This is a genomic window from Flavobacterium sp. MDT1-60, assembly GCF_014844035.1.
Taxonomy (GTDB): Bacteria; Bacteroidota; Bacteroidia; order Flavobacteriales; family Flavobacteriaceae; genus Flavobacterium.
In genome coordinates this window covers 1,964,309-1,987,536 of record NZ_CP062159.1, presented here as the reverse complement: position 1 = coordinate 1,987,536, position 23,228 = coordinate 1,964,309, and the positions used below count along the sequence as shown (strand labels likewise).

General features: G+C 34.6%; 25 protein-coding genes. 21 read left to right on the top strand and 4 right to left on the bottom strand.

Translation table 11 applies throughout. The annotated features are described in order from the left end of the window. Positions 1–200: 200 nt before the first annotated feature. From IHE43_RS08620 to IHE43_RS08605, 4 genes are all read right to left on the bottom strand, one after another. The gene (locus tag IHE43_RS08620; protein ID WP_192187547.1) at positions 201–677 is read right to left on the bottom strand and encodes a hypothetical protein; all 477 of its coding nucleotides are present in this window, start codon (positions 675–677) and stop codon (positions 201–203) included. 15 nt (positions 678–692) lie between these two features. Then, on the bottom strand, positions 693–1,769 hold the full coding sequence (gene cydB, locus IHE43_RS08615) for a cytochrome d ubiquinol oxidase subunit II (RefSeq protein ID WP_192187546.1): 1,077 nt from the start codon (positions 1,767–1,769) through the stop codon (positions 693–695). 2 nt (positions 1,770–1,771) lie between these two features. After that, on the bottom strand, positions 1,772–3,118 hold the full coding sequence (locus IHE43_RS08610; RefSeq protein ID WP_192187545.1) for a cytochrome ubiquinol oxidase subunit I: 1,347 nt from the start codon (positions 3,116–3,118) through the stop codon (positions 1,772–1,774). A 370-nt stretch (positions 3,119–3,488) separates the two neighbouring features. After that, a complete protein-coding gene (locus IHE43_RS08605) occupies positions 3,489–4,079 on the bottom strand; it encodes an HD family hydrolase (RefSeq protein ID WP_192187544.1) in 591 nt (196 codons plus the stop codon). A 526-nt stretch (positions 4,080–4,605) separates the two neighbouring features. Here IHE43_RS08605 and IHE43_RS08600 point away from each other — a divergent pair. The 21 genes from IHE43_RS08600 to IHE43_RS08500 all read left to right on the top strand — a co-directional run bounded on the left by IHE43_RS08600 (position 4,606) and on the right by IHE43_RS08500 (position 23,217). Then, positions 4,606–6,024 carry a rhodanese-like domain-containing protein gene (locus tag IHE43_RS08600; protein ID WP_192187543.1) on the top strand — a complete coding sequence of 473 codons (1,419 nt, stop codon included), beginning with the start codon at positions 4,606–4,608 and terminating at the stop codon, positions 6,022–6,024. A gap of 258 nt (positions 6,025–6,282) precedes the next feature. After that, on the top strand, positions 6,283–6,846 hold the full coding sequence (locus IHE43_RS08595; protein WP_192188186.1) for a YeeE/YedE family protein: 564 nt from the start codon (positions 6,283–6,285) through the stop codon (positions 6,844–6,846). A gap of 9 nt (positions 6,847–6,855) precedes the next feature. After that, entirely contained in the window at positions 6,856–7,335 is a 480-nt protein-coding gene (locus IHE43_RS08590; RefSeq protein ID WP_192187542.1) for a DUF6691 family protein, read from the top strand. 2 nt (positions 7,336–7,337) lie between these two features. Further along, positions 7,338–7,856 (top strand): GNAT family N-acetyltransferase, encoded by a 519-nt coding sequence (locus IHE43_RS08585; RefSeq protein ID WP_192187541.1) that lies wholly within the window; start codon positions 7,338–7,340, stop codon positions 7,854–7,856. A gap of 398 nt (positions 7,857–8,254) precedes the next feature. Beyond that, positions 8,255–8,716, top strand: coding sequence for a MarR family winged helix-turn-helix transcriptional regulator (locus IHE43_RS08580; protein ID WP_192187540.1), 462 nt, complete (start codon positions 8,255–8,257; stop codon positions 8,714–8,716). 4 nt (positions 8,717–8,720) lie between these two features. Continuing rightward, positions 8,721–9,353, top strand: a complete 633-nt coding sequence (locus tag IHE43_RS08575; RefSeq protein ID WP_192187539.1) for an NAD(P)H-dependent oxidoreductase — start codon at positions 8,721–8,723, stop codon at positions 9,351–9,353. Between the two features lie 31 nt (positions 9,354–9,384). Then, positions 9,385–9,954, top strand: coding sequence for a YceI family protein (locus IHE43_RS08570; protein WP_192187538.1), 570 nt, complete (start codon positions 9,385–9,387; stop codon positions 9,952–9,954). 203 nt (positions 9,955–10,157) lie between these two features. Then, complete coding sequence (locus IHE43_RS08565) at positions 10,158–11,438, top strand: hypothetical protein (protein ID WP_192187537.1); 1,281 nt, start codon at positions 10,158–10,160, stop codon at positions 11,436–11,438. A 299-nt stretch (positions 11,439–11,737) separates the two neighbouring features. Continuing rightward, entirely contained in the window at positions 11,738–13,138 is a 1,401-nt protein-coding gene (locus tag IHE43_RS08560) for an anthranilate synthase component I family protein (protein WP_192187536.1), read from the top strand. 191 nt (positions 13,139–13,329) lie between these two features. Further along, on the top strand, positions 13,330–13,773 hold the full coding sequence (locus IHE43_RS08555; RefSeq protein WP_192187535.1) for a hypothetical protein: 444 nt from the start codon (positions 13,330–13,332) through the stop codon (positions 13,771–13,773). Positions 13,774–13,855: 82 nt separating this feature from the next. Beyond that, positions 13,856–14,422 carry an aminodeoxychorismate/anthranilate synthase component II gene (locus tag IHE43_RS08550; RefSeq protein WP_192187534.1) on the top strand — a complete coding sequence of 189 codons (567 nt, stop codon included), beginning with the start codon at positions 13,856–13,858 and terminating at the stop codon, positions 14,420–14,422. Positions 14,423–14,473: 51 nt separating this feature from the next. Continuing rightward, positions 14,474–14,881, top strand: coding sequence for a GNAT family N-acetyltransferase (locus IHE43_RS08545; protein WP_192187533.1), 408 nt, complete (start codon positions 14,474–14,476; stop codon positions 14,879–14,881). A 140-nt stretch (positions 14,882–15,021) separates the two neighbouring features. After that, a complete protein-coding gene (trpD, locus tag IHE43_RS08540; protein WP_192187532.1) occupies positions 15,022–16,014 on the top strand; it encodes an anthranilate phosphoribosyltransferase in 993 nt (330 codons plus the stop codon). A 73-nt stretch (positions 16,015–16,087) separates the two neighbouring features. After that, on the top strand, positions 16,088–16,867 hold the full coding sequence (gene trpC, locus IHE43_RS08535) for an indole-3-glycerol phosphate synthase TrpC (protein ID WP_192187531.1): 780 nt from the start codon (positions 16,088–16,090) through the stop codon (positions 16,865–16,867). 154 nt (positions 16,868–17,021) lie between these two features. Then, positions 17,022–17,654 carry a phosphoribosylanthranilate isomerase gene (locus IHE43_RS08530; RefSeq protein ID WP_192187530.1) on the top strand — a complete coding sequence of 211 codons (633 nt, stop codon included), beginning with the start codon at positions 17,022–17,024 and terminating at the stop codon, positions 17,652–17,654. Positions 17,655–17,666: 12 nt separating this feature from the next. Next, positions 17,667–18,848 (top strand): tryptophan synthase subunit beta, encoded by a 1,182-nt coding sequence (trpB, locus tag IHE43_RS08525; protein ID WP_056195987.1) that lies wholly within the window; start codon positions 17,667–17,669, stop codon positions 18,846–18,848. A gap of 26 nt (positions 18,849–18,874) precedes the next feature. After that, positions 18,875–19,192: a gamma-glutamylcyclotransferase family protein gene (locus IHE43_RS08520; protein ID WP_192187529.1), complete on the top strand. Its 318-nt coding sequence runs from the start codon at positions 18,875–18,877 to the stop codon at positions 19,190–19,192. Positions 19,193–19,204: 12 nt separating this feature from the next. After that, complete coding sequence (locus IHE43_RS08515; protein WP_192187528.1) at positions 19,205–19,942, top strand: carbon-nitrogen hydrolase family protein; 738 nt, start codon at positions 19,205–19,207, stop codon at positions 19,940–19,942. A 239-nt stretch (positions 19,943–20,181) separates the two neighbouring features. After that, entirely contained in the window at positions 20,182–20,943 is a 762-nt protein-coding gene (trpA, locus tag IHE43_RS08510; protein ID WP_192187527.1) for a tryptophan synthase subunit alpha, read from the top strand. 326 nt (positions 20,944–21,269) lie between these two features. Beyond that, positions 21,270–21,899: a TetR/AcrR family transcriptional regulator gene (locus tag IHE43_RS08505; protein WP_192187526.1), complete on the top strand. Its 630-nt coding sequence runs from the start codon at positions 21,270–21,272 to the stop codon at positions 21,897–21,899. After that, positions 21,889–23,217, top strand: coding sequence for a TolC family protein (locus IHE43_RS08500; RefSeq protein ID WP_192187525.1), 1,329 nt, complete (start codon positions 21,889–21,891; stop codon positions 23,215–23,217). The genes IHE43_RS08505 and IHE43_RS08500 overlap by 11 nt, the downstream gene beginning before the upstream one ends. The last annotated feature ends 11 nt before the right edge of the window (positions 23,218–23,228 follow it).

Sequence of the window (23,228 nt, the reverse complement as noted above, 5' to 3'; positions counted from 1 at the left end):
TGTTCCAGAAAATATCATTTTTAATCAAGATCTAAAATTTGTCACAAAAGGATACCGCTTCTATCCCTAACGCAGACTCAGGTAAATTGAGGTTTTCGTTTTACAATTTAAGACTGGAAATAATACGTGATATTGCTTCGTTCCTCGCAATGACGTAACGTGTGTCTTTGCGAGGAATGAAGCAATCATACTAACAAATTTTATAAAATTTCTAAACTTTTATTAATAACCCATGGAATATGAGCTTCAAATTCTACTTGAATTAATCCATTTTTATTTTTAAAAAATGTCAGACTGCTTTGCTCACAAAATCCTATTGAAAAATTATTACCAATACTAGTTAATTCAATATGGAAGGCTTCATTTTCAATATCTTTTTTACAATTTTTACCATCAATAATTTTGCCTTTAAAATGAAACCATCCTGCTATATGATGTAATCCGTTTGGCAAAATTTGCAAAGAACAAATTTCAACTTCTTTATTATAATCTACTCCTAAATTTAAAAACAAGGTTTTAACTTCTTCAGGAAAAACATTTTCGCGATTCTGAATGTAATTTTTACAATCACTACATGGGCATGAGTCAGCACCGCCTCCATTAACACTAGAATAAGTTTCTAGAGTTAAAGTTTTATCAACTTCAAATCTCCAATCTTTAAATTGTACAATTTCCATTCTTAAAATTTATTTTTAATGCTCCCCATACCCAATATCATCCATCTTCCCGCTAAAAACACGATACTGAATAACAAAATAAACAATTACTAAAAACAAAGCGATAAAAAACCAGCTCAGTCCAGCATTTAAACCATATTCTCCGGCAGCAGTATTATAAATCGTCAAGGATGGATTTACATTATTCGTCGAAGGCAAAACATTCGGAAAAATTGAAACCGCTGTTGAGGCAAATCCTCCTACCAAAAATAAAGTGGAGAACAGAAATCCGTGACCATCTTTTTTATACGAACGCACTTTAAATAATCCTATAATCCCAACAAAAGTCATGATTGGAAAAAACCACAAGATTGGATTTTCAACAAAATTATGAAACGGCTGAGGTTCGATAAAGTGCCAGATTTGAAGGGAAATAATAACTAAAATCAGCAAGACAATATTCAGTTTAAAAACGACATTTTTAAGCTGCGTATTCAAAGACGAATTCGTTTTAAAAATAATCCAGTTCGCGCCGTGAATGGTTAAAGCCACAACACTTACAATTCCGAGGAAAAGCGTAAACCAATCTATAATTCCCAATTCGTTTGCCTGCGGGCTGAAAGTTGGATTCCATAAAGGCAAAAAGAAAAAATGCGGTTCCTGCGTTGAAACACCATTTTGCACCATTCCGAGATTAACACCACGAACGATATTTCCCAAAGCAATTCCGAAGAACAAAGCCAAAAGCAAACTCGCGATTCCGAAAGCTTTATCCCAAATGGCTTCCCACATGTGGTGATGCACTTGACCACGCATTTCTAATCCGATGGCGCGGAAAATCAACAGCCATAAAATCATAATCAAAGGCAAATAAAAGCCGCTGAAAGAGGAAGCATATAAAGTAGGAAAAGCAAAAAACAAAACACCACCGGCAGCAATAATCCAAACTTCGTTGGCATCCCAAAACGGGCCAATTGAATTGGTAATGGCTTTTTTTTGCTGTTCATCTTTAGCCAAAAACAAATGAATAATTCCTGCTCCAAAATCATAACCGTCTAAAACAATATAAACAGCCAGAATTCCCATTAAAACTACGTACCAAAAAAATTCCATACTTATATTTTTTCTGTTGAAAGTTCCACATGATGAGGTCCTTTATTGATAATTTTCCCAATCAAAAGCAAAAACAGCATTCCGAGTAAAAGATACAATCCTATAAAACCTAGCAAAGTAAATAAGGTATTCCCGGACGAAACTGTTGGCGATGCGCCGGCTGCCGTTCGCATTAAATTATAAACGAGCCATGGTTGTCGGCCTAATTCGGCGGTATACCAACCTGTAGTATTGGCGATATACGGAAACGGCATCATGAACATAAGCGACCACAAAATCCATTTGGTCTCGAATAATTTTCCTCTGATTAATTGAAAAAGAGAAAGTACCATCAAACCAATAAATACAGTTCCGAGTCCTACCATAATATGATAGGCATAATACAATCCTGAGATATTGGTTGGATGTAAATCTTCTTCAAACTGATCCAAACCTTTAATTTCCTGATCCCAATTTCCATAGGTAAGGAAACTCAAAATATTAGGGACGGCGATTTTATTGTCCAGCTTTTTGTCTTTTACATCGGGCTGACCAATTAAAACAATTTCGGAACCCTTTTTCTCCGTATGGAAAATTCCTTCCATTCCGGCAAAAGTCACGGGTTGGTATTTTACGACATTTTTCGCCAATAAATCTCCCGTTGGAACGGCCACAATTATACTCGAAATCAATCCGAAAATAACGCCCGTTTTAAGAAATAATCTACCAAAAGAAACATTCTTCTGACTCAAAATATAAAAAGCGCCAATTCCCGCTACGACAAAAGAACTCGTAACCAAAGAAGCGGCCTGATTGTGCAAATAAGAAGGCCAAAGCCACGGATTTAGAAACAACGCTTTAAAATTCGTCAGTACAAATTTACCATTTGCCAAAATTTCATATCCCACCGGATTTTGCATCCACGAATGTGTAGCAATAATCAAGTAACCGCTGGCCCAGGAACCAATCATAATCAGCACTCCGGTTACAAAATGCCATTTATGTCCGAGGATTTTTTCTCCAAATAAAAATATACCAAGAAATGAGGATTCTAAGAAAAACGAGAACATCCCTTCCATCGCTAAGGTCTGGCCGATAATACCACCGGTCAATTCAGAAAATTTAGCCCAATTGGTTCCGAATTGAAACTCCATCGGGATTCCGGTTACAACGCCCATTGCAAAATTCAGGGCGAAAATTTTCATCCAGAAATGCGTGGCGTGATTGTATTGTTCGTTTTGAGTTTTAAGATATTTCCATTTGAAATAAACAATGATCAAAGAAAGACCCATTGTAAGTTGCGGAAAAAGATAGTGAAAAGTAATAGTGAAGGCGAATTGCATTCGGTCATAAAAAAGCATTTCTTCCATTGTAGTGGTATTTGGTTTTATGAAGTTCCACAAATTTACCCATTAAAACCCGAAATTCCCTGCTTAAAAAAAAGTTTATACGTTGGTATTTGTTAAACTTTTCAACAAAACATAGCCCGCGGTTTCAACTGCGGGAACTTGGTCAAAGTTTGTCATTTCGACGAAGGAGAAATCCTCGTTAGAAGCTCGACAAAGATTGGCTTCTCTTTGCGGAGTTACTTGCGAGGATTTCTCCTTCGTCGAAATGACAAGATTGTCTATAAATCGTAATTAGAATGTGTATTTAAACATAGCCCGTGGTTGAAACCACGGGAGCGCAATCCATAATCCTAATACGTTTCCCACGGTTTCAACCGTGGGCTATGTTTAATCATTTCTTCAAAATACCTTTTTCTACGCTTTCATTAATCAAACCTTCTGCGTAATTCCATAACGTTTTTGAGCCTTCTTTTATGACGCTCTTTTTTTCGTAAACCTTATTATAAGGCACGCCAAATTCCTTCCAGGTTCCGCCATTGTTAGATGTATTTTGCAATAAAGGTTCTAGTCTGTCCATTGATTTTGCAAATTTTGCTTCGCTGGTTTCCCCGGCTTCAAATTCCTCCCAAATGGCAATTAATTCATCTGCTTGTTTTTTTGGAAGTAATCCAAAAATGCGATCAGCGGCCAATCGTTCTTCATCGGTATTTAAATGATCCTTTTGTGTATCGTATAAAAAAACATCTCCGGCATCAATTTCTACAATATCATGGATCAGCACCATTTTTACAACTTTCAAAACATCAATTGGCTCGTTAGAATGTTCTGCCAGAACAATTGCCATTAAAGCCAAATGCCAGCTGTGTTCTGCGTCATTTTCATTTCGGTCGCTGTTAAAGAGCTTCGTTTTTCGCTGAATATATTTTACTTTATCAATCTCTTTTATAAAAGCAATTTGATCTAATAAGTCTGTTGTATTCATATTTATTATTTTCGTAGAGTTGTAAAATTACGCAGATTTTTTCTTTCACCATAGCAGATTTTTTTTCACCATATAAGTCATATAAGTTCATTTTAGTTTTTGCATGTATTTGTTAGCCTCCAATTAGGTCATATAAGTTTAATTATTCAGAATCCTTTAATTTACTTATATAACTTATATGGTAAACCGTCAAACTTTTTTTCACCATATAAGTTATATAAGTTCATTTAATTGCGGTGCGTTATAACTCTAAATTGGTTCAACTTATATGAGCTCATATAAGTTGAACGCAATTAAACTCCAACTTATAATTGCTTATATAACTTATATGGTAAAAAAAACATAACGATTTATGATCTCATATAATTTCGGCACGATTTACAATCCAACTTATAATTACTTATATCACTTATATGGTAAAACCAGCCAAACATTTTTTTCGAAAAGTCAAATTTCTGTAACATTAGTCACTTACTTTCCGAAAAAACAAAGTTACCTTTGTGGAACTTATTTTAGATTTCATATCATGAAAATTGAACAAATTTACACCGGATGCCTCGCACAAGGTGCTTATTATATTACTTCAAACGGAGAAGCCGCGATAATTGACCCGCTTAGGGAAATTCAGCCTTATCTGGATCGTTTAGAACGCGATGCCGTTAAGCTGAAATATATTTTTGAAACGCATTTCCACGCTGATTTTGTTTCGGGTCATATTGACTTAAGCAAAGAAACCGAAGCACCAATTGTTTACGGACCAAATGCAGCCTGTGAATTCGACTGCATTTCTGCGAAAGACGGACAAGAGTTTAAAATCGGGAAAATTACCATAAAAGCGTTGCATACTCCAGGACATACCATGGAAAGCACGACTTATTTATTGATTGACGAAAACGGAAAAGATCACGCTATTTTTTCCGGAGATACTTTATTTATTGGCGATGTTGGTCGTCCGGATTTAGCTCAAAAAGCTGCCGGAATGACACAGGATCAATTGGCTGGAATTTTATTTCATTCCTTAAGAGATAAAATTATGACTTTGGCCGATGACGTAGTTGTTTATCCGGCGCACGGTGCAGGAAGCGCCTGCGGGAAAAACATGAGTAAAGAAACCGTTTCAACTATAGGAAATCAAAAAGAAACCAATTATGCTTTGCGTGCCGATATGACGGAAGCTGAATTTATTACCGAAGTTACCGACGGATTATTGCCTCCTCCTGCTTATTTCAGTATGAACGTAGCCATGAATAAAGGCGGTTATGAAAGCTTCGAATCGGTTTTGCATAACGGAATGAAAGCGATAAAAGTCGAAGATTTTGAGGCTGTCGCCGAAGAAACCGGAGCCTTGATTTTAGATACACGAAAAAGCGGTGATTTCTATAAAGGATTTATTCCGCAATCTATTAATATCGGTATCAACGGAGATTTTGCACCGTGGGTTGGAACTTTAATTGCCAATGTAAAACAACCTATTATATTAGTAACCGAAAATGGTTTGGAAGAAGAAACCGTAACACGTTTAAGCCGTGTAGGTTTTGATTCTATTATCGGACATTTAAAAGGTGGTTTTGAAGCCTGGGAAAAAGCCGGTTTTGAAGTCGATAGCGTTAACCGAATTTCGGCAGAACAATTTGCTTCACAATTTAAAATAGAGGTAGATAAAGTTGTTGACGTTCGTAAAGAAACGGAATATGAAGCAGAACATATCGAAGATGCCTACAGTAAACCTTTAGCGTATATTAATGACTGGGTAAAAGACATTAATCCAAACGAGCATTTTTACCTGCATTGTGCCGGTGGTTACAGAAGTATGATTGCTGCATCCATTTTACAAGCGCGTGGTTTCAGAAATTTTACCGAAATTGACGGTGGTTTTGGAGCAATTGCAAAAACAGATATTCCCAAATCAGATTTCGTTTGTCAAAGCAAGGTTTTGAAAGCATAAACAAAAAATTTCACCATATAAGTTATATAAGTTCATTTAATTTCGGTTCGTTTTAACTCTAAACTGGTTAAACTTATATGAGCTCATATAAGTTCAGCGCGATTTAAACTCCAACTTATAATTGCTTATATCACTTATATGGTAAAAAAAACATAAACGCTTATATGAGCTCATATAAGTTCGGCGTGATTTAAACTCCAACTTATAATTGCTTATCACTTATATGATAAAAAAAACATTTAATATTAAAACATGAGTATACTAGAAATTATAAAAGAACCTTGGCCTTGGTACGTTGCAGGCCCTTTAATTGGATTGACTGTTCCTGTTTTATTGATTATCGGAAATAAATCTTTCGGGATTAGTTCTTCACTTCGCCATATTTGTGCGGCTTGTATTCCGGCAAATATTTCGTTTTTTAAATACGACTGGAAAAAAGAAAGCTGGAATTTATTTTTCGTTTTCGGAATATTTCTTGGTGGAATCATTGCTGCTTACTTTTTAGCCAATCCAAATCCGGTTGAAATTACACCGCAGCTTTCTGAGCAATTAGCTTCTTACGGCATTACGGATCATTCTGGTTTATTGCCAAAAGAACTTTTTTCGTGGGAAAGTCTATTCACACTTCGTGGTTTTATCATGATTGTCGTTGGCGGATTTTTAGTAGGATTCGGAACGCGTTATGCTGGCGGATGCACAAGCGGACATGCGATCATGGGAATTTCAAATTTACAATGGCCTTCGTTAGTAGCAACAATCTGTTTTATGATCGGCGGTTTTATTATGGCAAATCTGATTCTGCCTTATATTCTTTCACTTTAAATTTTAAAAATGAACAATTTAGAAAATAAAAATACAGATACTGAAGGAATCAACGGAAGTCAATTGAAAGATTCGGGATTGTCAAACCTAAAATATCTTTTGGTCGGAATCTTTTTCGGAATTGTATTCGTAAAAGCCGAAATCATCGGCTGGTTCCGCATTCAGGAAATGTTTCAATTGCAGTCTTTCTTTATGTATGGTGTAATTGGAAGTGCCGTTGTGGTTGGCATAATATCAGTTCAGATCATTAAAAGATTTAATATTAAAACCATTCAGGGCGAAAAAATCGAAATTCAGCCAAAGGTTTTCAGCAAAGGACAAATCTATGGCGGATTGATGTTCGGGTTTGGCTGGGCTATTACCGGAGCTTGTCCGGGACCTTTGTTCGCTCAAATCGGAACTGGCGTTACCGTAATTGTAGTTACTTTATTAAGTGCCATTGCAGGAACCTGGTTTTATGGTTTTATTAAAGATAAATTGCCTCATTAAAAATGAATACTACAGCAGCCTTATTATTACGAAAAGCAAATCTTTCAGAAGTACCTCAAATTTGGGAAATTATACAAGATGCTATTGAACAAAGACGATTAGAAGGAAGTAAACAATGGCAGGACGGTTATCCTAACGAACTTTCAATTGAAAATGATATAAATAATGGTTTTGGATATGTACTTACAGAAAGCGAAACCATTTTATGTTACGCTGCCATTATTTTCGATATAGAACCGGCTTACGAAGAAATCGAAGGCAAATGGCTTACTGATGGCGATTATGTTGTGGTACATCGTGTAGCCGTTTCAAAATTGGCAAAAGGAAAAGGTATTGCTACCAAACTTTTCCAAAAAATAGAGGATTTAGCTGTCCAACAGAATACCTACAGTATTAAAGTAGATACCAATTTTGACAATATTCCGATGCTTAAAATCTTAGACAAACTAAACTATACTTATTGTGGTGAAGTTTATTTTAGAGGCGGAGCACGAAAAGCTTATGAGAAACAATTATCATAAGATAATTAAAGTCAGTATTATACAATAAACCCGACAGGTTTCAAAAACCTGTCGGGTTTATTGTATACTGTGCCCGCGTGAAGGATAGAGCTACGCTACCGCAGTAGCAGCGAAAGCCTGACAGCATGCCGATGAGAGGGCGTATATGCGCAAAGTAAATTTGCCCTCTCATCGGGATGGTGGCACGCCCTGATATTTATTATAGAATTCTGAGTTTAGATTTTTGATTTGAAACTTTCATTTAAACCAAAATTTTGCATTACTTTTACTTTAGTTATATAGGATAAGTATAGTTGTAAATTTCTTCTTAAATGAATTAACGAAAAATTAACAGAACATTTGTATATACAACTATTAAAAACTATACATTTGTATATACAAATTATACACTTACGACTATGACAATTGAAGAGGTTATAAAAAGTACAGTTAAGATGGATAATGCGAAAAAAGTTATTCTGAATATCATGTACACGCAAAACGTAATTCAGGATCATTTCAGCGAGTTGATGAAACCGTATGATTTATCCGGAGAACAATATAATGTGTTACGTATATTAAGAGGGCAAAAAGGAAATCCTGCTAATATGTGTATCATACAGGAACGTATGTTGGCCAAAACCAGTAATACAACCCGATTAGTTGACAAACTATTATTGAAAGATTATGTAACGAGAAATGTTTGTCCAGGCAATCGAAGAAAAATTGAAGTTGCAATAACCCAAAAAGGGTTAGATGTATTAAAAGAATTAGATCCGAAAGTAGATGAGCACGAGCGTTTATTTGCTAAGAATATAAGCCCGGAAGAATTAGAATTATTAAATCAGTTATTAGAAAAATACCGAACCCAACAAAATTAATATTATGAGTACACTATTAGAAAATCTAAATTGGAGATACGCAACCAAAAAATTTGATGCAACTAAAAAAATCTCTGCTTCAGATTTAAATACATTAAAAGAAGCTGTTAGACTAAGCGCTTCTTCATACGGATTACAGCCTTACAAAGTTGTTATTGTTGAAAATCCTGAGATTAGGGAACAATTAAAAGCAGCTGCTTATGGGCAAACTCAAATTACAGATGCCTCTCAATTGTTCATTTTTGCGAACGATTTAAATCTTGGCGCGGTTTCTGTAGACAACTACATCAATAATATCAGCGAGACAAGAGGTGTTCCTGCAGATGCTCTGGCTGGATTTAGCGATATGATGAAAGGTACAATTGCCAATTTATCTGATGATGCTAAAAACATATGGACTGCGAAACAAACTTATATTGCTTTAGGAACCTTATTAAGTGCTGCATCTGAATTGAAAATCGATGCAACTCCAATGGAAGGATTTAATGCTGCAGCATTTAATGAAATCTTAGGTTTCGACAAATTAGGTTTAAATGCTACAGTTATTGCAACTGTGGGTTACAGACATGATGAGGACGACGCTCAACATTACAAAAAAGTTAGAAAATCAAACGAAGAATTATTTATCACTATATAATTATTATTAATCTAAATTCAATTTTAACAACATGAAAAATTTTAAAACAATTGCAATAGCATTATTCGTAGCAGTAGCTAGCATTTCAGTAAATGCACAAACTAAAAAAATCGACGTATCGTCAAGTACTATCAAATGGGTAGGTAAAAAAGTAACCGGAGAACACTCAGGAACTGTAAACTTTAAAGATGGTTCTATCATTTTCAAAGGAAAAAAATTAACTGGCGGAAGTTTTGTAGTAGATATGACTTCATTGACTGCTACTGATTTAACTGGTGAATACCAAGGAAAATTAAACGGTCACTTAAAAGCTGATGATTTCTTTGGAACTGACAAATATCCAACTGCTAAATTAGTTTTCAAAAAAATAGGAACTACTAAAACAGCTAATGTTTATGCAGTTACTGCAGATTTAACTATCAAAGGAATCACTAAACCGGTAACTTTTGACTTAACTGTAAACCCAAACAGTGCTACAACTGCATTCAAAGTTGACAGAACTAAATATGGTATTAAATACAACTCTGGTAACTTCTTCGAAAACTTAGGAGACAAAACTATCAATGATGATTTCGAATTGACTGTAGCGTTAAAATTCTAATATTTTAAAACTTTTCAATCTTAATATTATAAGAAAGGCCTCAATAGCTCAAAACTATTGAGGTTTTTTTTCATTATCTCTAAAAAGATAACATTCTTAATATTGAGATAACACTTTGATAATAGCATGCGAGACTTTGATTAACATTCGGCTTCTAATTTTGGGGAACTAAAAAAAAGAAACTAGAAATACAAATCATAGTTATGAAAACAAAAATACAACTTGCAATTCTAACTCTGCTGAGCAGCTTTTTTCTACAAGCACAACAACAACCAAAAGGAATTATTGGCAACACCAACTGGATGAACAACTGGACTAATTTTAAACCAGCCAATGTAGAATATAGTGAAGCCACAAATATTATAGCAGGAAATATTGATAAAGACACCCGATTAACAAAACGTAATACTTACCAATTGGTTGGTGTCGTTTATGTAACCAATAATGCTACTTTAACCATTGAACCCGGAACTGTAATTCGTGGGGATGACAAAACTTGTGGAACTCTTGTTATCACAAATGGAGCTAAAATTATGGCAGAAGGTTTAGAAACTGATCCTATCATTTTTACATCAAACAAAGAAACAGTAGAAAGGAAACCTGGAGATTGGGGTGGAATTATTATCCTCGGAAAAGCGCCGATAAATACACTTGGCGGCTTACACACACTTCCTTTTGACTTAGACCCCATCTTAAATCATTATGGAGGTCAGGATCCTGAAGACAATTCCGGAATTTTAAAATACGTTAGGGTTGAATATGCAGGACGAAAACTAAGTTCATTGAAAGAGCTTAACGGAATTTCGTTAGCGGGAGTTGGAAGAAAAACTGTTTTGAGTAATATTCAGGTTAGCTATTCAAATGATGATTCTTTTGAAAGTTATGGTGGAGATCTAGTTATGAATAACTTAATTTCATACCGAACTACCGATGATGATTTCGATTTTACGCAAGGTGTTCAATGTAATATTAGTAATAGTATTGCCATTCGTCACCCCTTTTCATCTGACGTTTCAGGATCAAGATGTTTTGAAGTCGATTCATATGATAAAATCGGAAATACGGATATGTCTAAAAAATTAACAAAAATTGATGCGACCAATATCACTTTGGTTAATCTGGAAGAAAACAATCAGGGATTGGTTAGAGAGTCTGTTTATGTTAGAGAGAATACTTATTTTAATTTATCTAACAGTATTGTTTCCGGCTTTACTCCTTTCGTATTATTGGAAGGAAATATTGGAGATGGCGATGTTAATTTGTCTAAAATAACATTCAAAAACCTTGTAATTAACAATTGTAACGGCGGAATTACAAGCGAATCCGGAAGCGGAAATCCATCAATTCAAAAATTTTACGGAAATCCAATTTTCTTTTTAGATTACACCAGACTCAAAAACAGTGAATTGTTCACAATGCCTAATATCAAAGGGAATCCGGACTTCAGAATGAATGTAAACAATACGCTTGCTATTGGAAATTAAGTGGTTAAAAACGATCTTTTCTATTGAAATTTAACAAATTTGTAAATTAAGAAAAGATTTTTTTGAAATTTTATGTCTCCAATTCCAAATTACATTTATATCTTTGTCACATCAAAATAAGAAAATGAAAACATTAATGAACAATACTTGGTGGTGGAAGAATTTACGTCAAACGTCGTGAACAAAGCTTCCTATGGTATTGTAAAACTATAAATATAAAAGGCTTGTCATCACGACAAGCCTTTTTTTTTGGTCAAAAGTAAAGTGAAAATATTCTAAAAATTAAAAAACTATATACATTGAAACCTTTTATACTCAACACACACTACAAACAAATTCTGGCAGACACCATCACGCCGGTAAGCATTTATTTTAAAATCAGAGATAAATTCCCAAATAGTCTATTATTAGAAAGTAGTGATTATCATGGAAATGACAACAGTTTCTCGTATATCTGCTGCAACCCGATTGCAACGATTAAAATTGAAAACGAAATCATCTCTAAAACTTTTCCTGACGGAACAACGGAACAAATTGCAATTGATGCTTCAACTAATATTCCGGCAGTAATTCAGGAATTTTCGAGCCAGTTTAAGTCGGAGAAAAACGATTTTAAATTCATTAATAATGGTTTATTTGGATACATTTCTTACGATGCCGTTCGTTATTTTGAGAAAGTTTCGATTGCTAAAAAAGACAGTGCAACTTTAATTCCGGATGTTTTTTATGCGGTTTATCAAAACATCATTGCGATCAATCACTTTAAAAATGAAGCATACATTTTTTGTCATAGTGTTGATGGAAAAAACAACATTTCAGAAATCGAGCAATTATTACAATCAAGAAATATTGCCTCTTATAAATTTACCAAAGAAGGCGAAGGTTTCTCTAACTTAACCGATGAAGAATTCAAACACAATGTGGCTTTAGCCAAAAAACATTGTTTCCGCGGAGACGTTTTTCAATTGGTTTTATCCCGTCGTTTTACCCAAGGTTTCAAAGGCGACGAGTTTAATGTTTACAGAGCTTTACGCAGTATCAATCCCTCTCCTTATTTATTCTTTTTTGATTATGGCGATTTCAAAATATTTGGGTCTTCGCCCGAAGCACAAATCATCGTAAAAAACAGAAAAGCTGAAATTCACCCAATCGCCGGAACTTTCAAAAGAACCGGAAACGATGAACAAGATGCCGTTTTAGCCAAACAGCTTTCAGAAGATAAAAAAGAAAACAGCGAACACGTTATGTTGGTCGATTTAGCCAGAAACGATTTAAGCCGAAATGGTCATGATGTAAACGTGGAGAAATACAGAGAAGTTCAGTTTTTCTCGCATGTAATTCACCTCGTTTCTAAAGTTACGGGACATTTGCACGACAAAGCGACAACAATGCAAGTCGTTGCCGATACTTTCCCAGCCGGAACATTAAGCGGAGCGCCAAAACACAGAGCGATGCAATTGATCGAAGATTACGAAAAAACAAATCGTAATTTCTATGGAGGAGCGATCGGGTTCATGGATTTTGAAGGAAACTTTAACCACGCAATCATGATCAGAACTTTCCTGAGCAAAAATCACCAACTACATTGTCAGGCCGGAGCAGGAATCGTTGCCAGCTCAGACGAAGAAAGCGAAATGCAGGAAGTATATAATAAATTAAGAGCTTTGAATACAGCACTTGAAATGGCGGAGAAGATTTAGTATTCAATCGCAGTTTACAGTCACAGTCACAGGGACACAGATAGTCTGCGATGTTTACCCGAGGTTGAAACCTCGAGAATGGTTGAAAAGCAAATTAAAAGATGCTATATAAACATAGCCAACGGTTTCAACCGTTGGAGACAAAGATTGGTAAAAACCCGAAATAATTAACAAACAAACCATAAATAATCATGAAAAAAGCAATTTCAATTTTATTTTTAATCATTGGCGTAACAGCTTGTAATTCGGAAAAAAAAGAGAATCCAATTAAAGGAACCTGGCGTCTTATATCAGCAGAAACGACAGAAAAAGATTCGACTTTCTCGACTTTCAATCCAAAAACAAAAATGATTAAAATTATAAATGATACCCATTTTGCTTTTTTCAATCATGATTTAAATAATGGAAAAGATAGTACAGCGGCAGTATTCTTTGGCGGAGGCGGAAAATATACTTTGAAAGATAGTGTTTACACCGAAAATCTGGAATATTTCAATAATCGTCAATGGGAAAATGGCAAATTTGAGTTCGTAGTAAAAATCAAAAATGATACGTTGACTCAAAAAGGAATCGAAAAAGTAGAAAAATTAGGAATCAACCGAATTATTACAGAAAAATACGTTCGGGAAAAATAAAAAAAAGTTTTCAGTCGCAGTTTTCGGTCACAGATTAAAAACTTAGCAACTCAGAACCTTAGCAACTTAGCACCTCAAAAAAATGAAAAAAATATTAGTTATAGACAATTACGATAGTTTCACTTATAATTTAGTGCACTATCTGGAAGATTTAAACTGCGAAGTTACCGTTTACAGAAACGATGAATTTGATATTGACGAAATCGCAACTTTCGATAAGATATTACTTTCTCCCGGACCTGGAATTCCGGATGAAGCAGGATTATTAAAACAAGTAATTCAGAAATACGGACCAACGAAAAGCATTTTAGGTGTTTGTTTGGGACAGCAAGCGATTGGGGAAGTTTTTGGCGGAACGCTTTCGAACCTTGATAAGGTATATCACGGTGTGGCAACCAATGTAAAAACGGTTGTTTCTGATGAAATTTTATTTGAAGGTTTAGGAGATGAATTTGAAGTGGGAAGATACCATTCATGGGTTGTTGATGCTAACCTCCCAGACGTGTTAGAAGCAACTTCAATAGATGAAAACGGTCAAATTATGTCACTAAGACACAAAACCTTTGATGTTAGAGGTGTTCAGTTTCATCCCGAAAGTGTATTGACTCCAAAAGGAAAAATGATTTTAGAGAACTGGATAAAAAGTTAGTATACAGTCTCAGTTTACAGTCACAGTCCAAAACTTAGAACCTTAAAAAAAATGGAAATAAAAATTTCAGATACAAAAGAAATCAACATTGAAGATATTTTGATTTTATATAAAGCCAATGAATGGAGTTCAGCAAATAAACCAAATGAATTATATAATGCTCTTTTAAATTCGGAGACCTTAATAACAGCTTGGGAAGGAAAAAAATTAGTCGGACTTGGAAATGCGATTTCTGATGGATTTTTAACCGTTTATTATCCGCATTTATTGGTACTTCCGGAGTATCAGGGAAAAGGAATCGGAAAATTGATCATGGATAAAATGCAGGAGAAATACAGTCATTTTCACATGCAAATGTTAACTGCCGATGGAAGATCTGTTGATTTTTATAAAAAAAACGGATTTGAAAGAGCCGGAAAAACAGAACCGATGTGGATTTATCAGGGAAATGAACATTAAACATTTTAGTCGTAAAGTCTAATGTCGAAAGTCATAAAGTCAAATACGCTAAAAAAACGCAACTAAAAAATAACATTAAATAAAAATAGTAGAGTCTCGGACTTTAAGACCTTCGACATTAGACTTTAAGACTAAAAAGAATGAAAAATATATTAAATAAATTAATCAACCACGAAGTGCTTTCAAAAGAAGAAGCCAAAGACGTATTGATTAATATCTCAAGCGGAAATTATAATCCAAGTCAGATTTCGGCATTTTTGACCGTATTTATGATGCGCAGTATTACTATTGATGAGCTTTCCGGTTTTCGTGAAGCTTTATTGGAATTATGTATTCGTGTTGATTTATCAGCTTACAACACCATCGATTTATGCGGAACGGGTGGTGATGGAAAAGACACGTTTAACATCTCAACTTTAGCATCCTTTATTTCAGCCGGAGCGGGAATAAAAGTAGCAAAACATGGAAATTACGGGGTTTCATCTATTTCAGGATCAAGCAACGTGATGGAAAAAATGGGAATTAAATTCAGCAACAATCCTTCATTTTTAGAAAAATGCATTGACAAAGCCGGAATTTGCGTTTTACATGCTCCTCTATTTCACCCGGCAATGAAAAATGTTGGGCCAATCAGAAAAGAGTTGGCGGTAAAAACGTTCTTTAATATGTTGGGACCAATGGTAAATCCGTCGTTTCCACAAAATCAATTGGTTGGAGTATTCAATCTTGAATTGGCTAGAATGTATGCTTATTTATATCAAAATACCGATATCAATTTTACAATTTTGCATTCGCTTGACGGATATGACGAAATTTCCTTAACAGGTCCAACCAAAATGATAACATCACATATGGAAGGCATGTTGAAACCGGAAGATTTTGGTGTTCGTCTTTTATCCCAAACCGAAATCGAAGGCGGAAAAACAATCGAAGAATCGGCAGAAATGTTCACTAACATTATTTCAGGAAAAGGAACAGAAGCACAGAATAATGTAGTTTGTGCGAATGCTGCAATGGCAATTGCAACAGTTACAAAATGTTCTCCGTTGGAAGGATTTGAATTAGCGAAAGAAAGTCTTTTCTCTGGAAAAGGACTTCAAGCATTAAAAACATTACAAGAATTAAGCAAATAAAAAACAAACACAAATTTCACGAATTTGCACTAATAAATTTGCGCCTTTGTGTCTTTGTGGCAAAACAATAATCATGAATATTTTAGATAAAATAATCTTCGATAAACAACGAGAAGTCGTTCTTAAAAAATCAATCATTCCGGTTTCACAATTGGAAAATTCAGTGTTTTTTGGAAGAGAAACGATTTCTTTGAGTCAAAAATTAAGAACAAGTTCAACAGGAATTATTGCGGAGCACAAACGTCGTTCACCTTCAAAATCAGTTATCAATCATAATTTTACGGTTGAAGAAGTGGTCAAAGGATATGAAAACGCTGGCGCTTGCGGAATTTCGGTTTTAACCGATGGAAAATACTTTGGAGGTTCATTAGACGATTTACTTTTGGCAAGAGCGAGTGTTAATATTCCGCTGTTGCGAAAAGAATTCATTGTTGATGAATATCAAATCCTGGAAGCCAAAGCTTTTGGAGCGGATTTGATTTTATTGATTGCTGCGGTTTTAACTCGTGAAGAAATCAAATCATTATCTGAATTTGCAAAGAAACTAGGTTTGGAAGTTCTATTAGAAGTTCACAATCAGGAAGAATTAGAAAAATCAATTATGCCGACTTTAGACATGATTGGCGTAAACAACAGAAACCTGAAAACATTCGAAGTAAGTCTGGATTTCAGTAAACAACTGGCATCGCAAATTCCGAATGATTTTGTAAAAGTCTCAGAAAGCGGAATCTCATCCATTGAAGCCATTTCAGAATTGAGACCTTACGGTTACACTGGTTTCTTAATTGGAGAAAACTTCATGAAAACTGATAACGCCGGACAAGCAGCTATTGACTTTATAAGCCAACTGTAGGCTTTAAGCTATAAGCCTTAAGCTTTTAGTAAAAGCCGAATAAAAATTCAACATAAAGTATTAAAGCCTAAAGCATATGCTTAAAGCATTTAAAAAAATCAGCACAAAGCATAAAAGCCTAAAGCTTATTGCTTATAGCTTAAAGCATTAAAAAATGAAACTCAAAATATGCGGAATGAAATATCCTGAAAATATACTCGAAGTAGGTGCACTCCTACCCGATTATATGGGATTTATTTTCTGGGAGAAATCCGCTCGATATTTTAACGGAGAAATTCCGGAACTGATAGAAACGATCAAAAAAACAGGTGTTTTTGTAAATCAGCCTCAGGAAGAAATCCTGGATAAAGTTCAAAAATACAATTTACAAGCCGTTCAGCTTCATGGAGATGAATCTGTCGAATTTTTATCAGAATTAAAAAAACAATTGCCAAAGAAAATCGAAATCATAAAAGCATTTTCTGCAGATAATGACTTTGATTTTGAGATTTTAAAACCTTATGAAAGTGTCTGCGATTACTTTTTATTTGATACAAAAGGAAAATTACCAGGTGGCAACGGAACCACATTTGACTGGACCATATTAAAGAAATACAAATCTGATAAGCCTTTCTTTTTGAGTGGTGGAATCGGAATTAACGAATTAAAAGCTATCGAAGAAATTTCAAAAACCAATTTACCTATTTATGCTATCGATGTAAATAGTAAATTTGAAATCGAACCGGGGCTGAAAAACAAAAATCTATTTAGCAATTTCAAACGAAAATTTGATGTTGCCAACTTTTAAACTTTAAACGAAATGAACTTTAACGTCAACGAAAAAGGATATTACGGAGAATTTGGAGGAGCTTATATTCCCGAAATGCTGTATCCGAATGTAGAAGAATTACGTCAGAATTATTTAAAAATCACAAGCGAGCCTGATTTTAAGGCAGAATTCGACCAATTGCTGAAAGATTACGTTGGGCGCCCTAGTCCGCTTTATTTTGCCAAGCGTTTATCTGAAAAATACAATACTAAAGTCTATCTAAAAAGAGAAGATTTAAATCATACCGGAGCACACAAAGTCAATAATACGATTGGACAAATATTAGTAGCAAAACGTTTAGGAAAAAAACGAATTATTGCAGAAACCGGTGCTGGTCAGCACGGTGTTGCAACTGCTACAGTTTGTGCTTTAATGGGCTTGGAATGTATCGTTTATATGGGCGAAATCGACATTGCGCGTCAGGCACCAAACGTGGCTCGTATGAAAATGTTAGGAGCTGAGGTTCGTCCGGCACTTTCAGGCTCAAGAACGTTGAAAGATGCAACAAACGAAGCGATTAGAGATTGGATCAACAATCCGGTTGACACCCATTATATTATTGGATCGGCTATTGGCCCGCATCCTTATCCGGATATGGTGACGCGTTTTCAAAGTGTTATTTCAGAAGAAATCAAATGGCAGTTAAAAGAAAAAGAAGGCCGTGAAAATCCTGATTATGTTGTTGCTTGTATCGGTGGGGGAAGTAACGCAGCCGGAACTTATTACCACTTTTTGCATGAACCGGAAGTTGGAATTATTGCCGTTGAAGCTGCCGGAAAAGGTGTTGACAGCGGTCATAGCGCCGCAACAAGCAAATTAGGAAAAGTAGGCGTTATACACGGCTGTAAAACCCTTTTAATGCAAACGCCAGACGGACAAATTACAGAACCATATTCGATTTCTGCAGGTTTAGATTATCCTGGTGTTGGCCCAATGCACGCACATTTGGCACAAACCGGGCGTGGTGAGTTTTTCTCTGTTACTGATGACGATGCGATGAACGCAGGTTTACAACTAACAAAATTAGAAGGAATTATTCCGGCGATCGAGAGCGCTCATGCATTTGCTGTATTAGATCAAAAGAAATTTAAGCCAACTGATATTGTGGTTATAAGTCTTTCAGGACGTGGCGATAAAGATTTAGACAATTATATTGATTATTTTAAGTTGTAAAACAGAAAACGAGAAAAATAGTAATTATGGAAAAGTTATTCTCTTACGGAACATTACGATCGAAAGAAATTCAAAGGCAGGTTTTTAATAGAATCTTAACCGGAACTCCAGACCAGCTTTTAGGACATAAACTAAAAAGCCTGCAAATAGAAGAAGAATTTGGAATGGCGGACTATGTTGTAGTAATACCAAGCTCAGATTCATCAGACATCATACATGGTGTAGTCTTTGATGTTTCAACAGCAGATTTAGCTAAAGTAGATTTATTTGAATCTAATGCTTATAAAAGAGTTGAGGTTAGCCTGAATTCGGGAACAGTTGCCTGGATTTATATGGAAAATTAATAAAAGTAAACAATGATTCTAGCAGCAGCACAAACAAAACCAACCCGAGGAGATATTGAAGCTAATTTAGTAGATCATTATCGTCTTATTGAATTGGCTGTGCAAAACGGAGCACAATTAATCGCATTTCCTGAAATGTCTATTACAGGTTATGAAAGAGAGCATGCTCAAAAATTAGCTTTCAAAAAAGACGATTCGCGACTGGATCATTTGAAAAAAATGGCTTCTGAAAATAATATTACCATTATTGCCGGTGCGCCAATTCAAATAGAATCTGAATTGTTTATTGGAGAATTTGTTATTTCTCCGGATAATTCGGTTTCCATTTATACAAAGCAATTTTTACACGAAGGCGAAGATGAGTTTTTTCAATCTTCATTTAATTATAATCCGATGATTACGATTGAAAACAAAAAAATTTCGTTTGCCATTTGTGCCGATATTGATAATCCATTACATCCGGAAAATGCCTGCAAAAGAGCAACTGATATTTATATCGCCAGTATTTTCTTTACACCAAACGGAATTCCGAATGCCTATAGAGATTTACAAAGTTATGCTGAGAAACATAAAATGAATGTTTTAATGTCTAATTTCAGTGGAGAATCATGGGGTTATCCTTCGGCCGGACAAAGTGCTTTTTGGAATACTAAAGGAGAATTGGTTGGACAAATAAACAATACAGATTCAGGACTTTTATTAGTGGAGAATAAAAATGATAATTGGACAAGTAAAGTTGTCAAGATTTAAAAAATAATGCCACAGATTGCACAGATTAAAAAGATTTTTTTCACGCAGATTTGGCAGATTAGAGCAGATTTAAAATTAATTAAAAAAAGATCTGCGCAAATCAGCTTAAATCTATTTTAAATCTGCGTGAAATAAATTTCAAGCCATAATCAGTGAAAATCTTTTAATCTGTGGCAAAAAAATAAATTAATAAATACCTACAAGGTTTTGGAAACCTTGCAGGAGAAAAACATAAAACAATGAACAGAATAACTCAAAAATTACAAGAAGATAAAAAGATACTTTCTATTTATTTTTCAGCAGGATATCCTAACTTAAACGATACGGTTCAGATTATTCAGGATCTAGAAAAAAATGGCGTTGACTTAATCGAAATTGGTTTGCCTTTCAGTGATCCTTTGGCAGATGGGCCAACGATTCAGGCGAGTTCAACAACGGCTCTTCATAACGGAATGACAACTCAAATTCTTTTTGATCAGCTAAAGAACATCCGCGAAAGCGTAAAAATTCCATTGATTATTATGGGCTATTTTAATCCAATGTTACAGTATGGCGTTGAGGCATTTTGTAAAAAATGTGCTGAAATTGGTATCGACGGTTTAATAGTTCCGGATTTACCAGTTGATGTTTATGCAGATGAATACAAAGCTATTTTTGAAAAATACGGATTAATCAACGTATTCTTAATTACGCCACAAACTTCAGACGAACGAATTCGTTTCATCGACAGTGTTTCAAACGGATTCATTTATATGGTAAGTTCTGCAAGCGTTACGGGTTCTCAATCTGGTTTTGGAAATATTCAGGAAAGTTATTTCGAAAGAATCGGGAACATGAATTTGAAGAATCCACAAATTGTTGGTTTTGGAATTTCAAATAAAGAAACTTTTAATCAGGCTACAAAATTTGCAAAAGGTGCTATTATTGGAAGTGCTTTTATTAAACATTTGAGTGAAAGTGGAAGTGGAAAAATTTCTGAATTTGTTGGGGAGATTCGATAATTAAATTCAAAATAAAAATAAAATAACATCTTGCTTGTCATTCCGAGGAACGAGGAATCTCCGCAAGTGGCTCGACAAAGATTGAGTCTTTTGATTGCGGAGTTACTTGCGAGGATTTCTCCTTCGTCGAAATGACAAACTTGAGCATACGACATTAAGCTGGATTAACATTTTAAGATGCTAATCCAGCTTTTTTTATTCCTTTTGTCAGAAATTATCATAAAAAACAACTACACCGTTTTATGTTAATATTTTGTTAAACAAAAATTAAACAGTCGTTTAATTTAAACACTTGTTTAATTTTGTATCCGATTAGAAACACTACTATGTCGAACATCGAATTAAACGATAAAAAAATTCAGATTCTGGAGGTTGCTGAAAAGCTATTTTCAGACAAAGGATTTGAGGGTACATCGATACGGGATATCTCAAAACATGCAAAAATTAATATTGCAATGGTCTCGTATTATTTTGGTTCAAAAGAAAGACTACTGGAAGCTTTAATTCTTTACAAAACTTCTGATTTAAAATTACAACTCGAAAATTTATTACAGGAAAATCTGGAACCGATTGAAAAAGTCAATAAATTAATCGAAATTTACATTAACAGAATCAGTTGTAACAAAGGGATTTTCAGAGTTTTACACTTTGAACTTAATTCAGAAAAGAGAGAAAAAAGCATGATTGCCTTTACCGAATTAAAAAAAGGAAATCTTAAATCTGTAGAAAGCATTATAGCTCAAGGCCAGTCAAAAGGCGTGTTCAGAAAAGATGTTATAATTCCGCTTCTCACACCGACCATAATCGGAACCTTTTTTCACTTTCACATGAATAAATCTTTTTTTGTGGAACTACTGAATTTAAAAACCGAAGAAATGTATAATAATTACATTAAAACCAGTCTTACAAAGCACATTCAACAAACTATAAAAGCGCTACTTGTTTATGAAAATTAATCCATTATTGCTCTTTGGTATTTTCTTCATTGGAATCTCATCAATAGAAGCACAAGAGAAAACAAGTTTAACCTTAGACGAAGCCGTAAAACTGGCTTGGGAAAAAAGTAACGAAGTTACGCTTGCCAACACTAAGGTAAACACAAAAAAATACGAATTACAAGACGTTAAAAATAATCAGTATCCTGATTTAAAAATTTCAGGGCAATACCAAAGATTGACAAAAGCCTCAATTGACATGCACAATAACGGCGATGAAGCAAGTGCTGAACCAATGCCATCTCCGGATCAGGCAATGTTTGGTCAGGCAAGTCTTAGCCTGCCTATATTTGCGGGATTTAAAATCCAAAACAGCATAAAAGCATCAGATAATTTATATGAGGCCGAAAGTGCTTATGCCGCTAAAACAAAAGAAGATGTTGCTTTACGTGTAATTACGTATTATACTGCATTATACAAAGCACAAAAAACATTAGATCTTTTAAACGAAAATCAAAAGCAGGCTAAACAGCGTGTAACTGATTTTACGGAATTAGAGAAAAACGGAATCATTCCAAGAAATGATTTATTAAAAGCACAATTATTGGTTTCAAAAACACAATTAAATATTGATGAAGCAAATAACAACATCAACAATATTAATTATTATCTGACGACTTTGCTAAAATTAGATCCAGGCGTTAAACTAAGTGTTAATGAAGCTGACTTTTTTAATTTAAAAACAACCAATGCTCCAACATCTGATGTATCAGCACTTGAAAACAGAAAAGATTTAGAGGCTATTCGTTTCCAACAAAAAGCGAGTGAAGCCAATATTAAAATTGCAAAAGCGGGTTATTATCCTTCTCTTGCCTTACTTGGAGGTTATACTGCCTTAGATCTTAAAGATTTTATTACGGTGAAATATGCAATGAATTTTGGAGTTGGTTTATCTTATGATTTATCCGGAATCTACAAAAACAATGCACATGTTAAAGAAGCTGAGAGCAGAGCTTTAGAAGTAAAAAATACAGAAGCTATCATGACAGATCGTATTAAAATTGAAGTTCAGAAATCTATTGAAGATTATGACTTGGCGATCAATCAAAGTGTAGTTTATGATGAAGCACTTCAGCAAGCATCCGAAAATTACAGACTTGTAAAAGATAAATTCGACAACGGCCTATCAGATACTAATGATTTGGTTGAGGCTGATGTTGAGCACTTAAGCGCTAAAATCAACACTGCATTATCAAAAGCGACTATAATTCAAAAATATTACGAATTATTATCAGTATCAGGACAATTATCACAATCATTCAATCTTTCTAAAATATAATCGATAGCTCT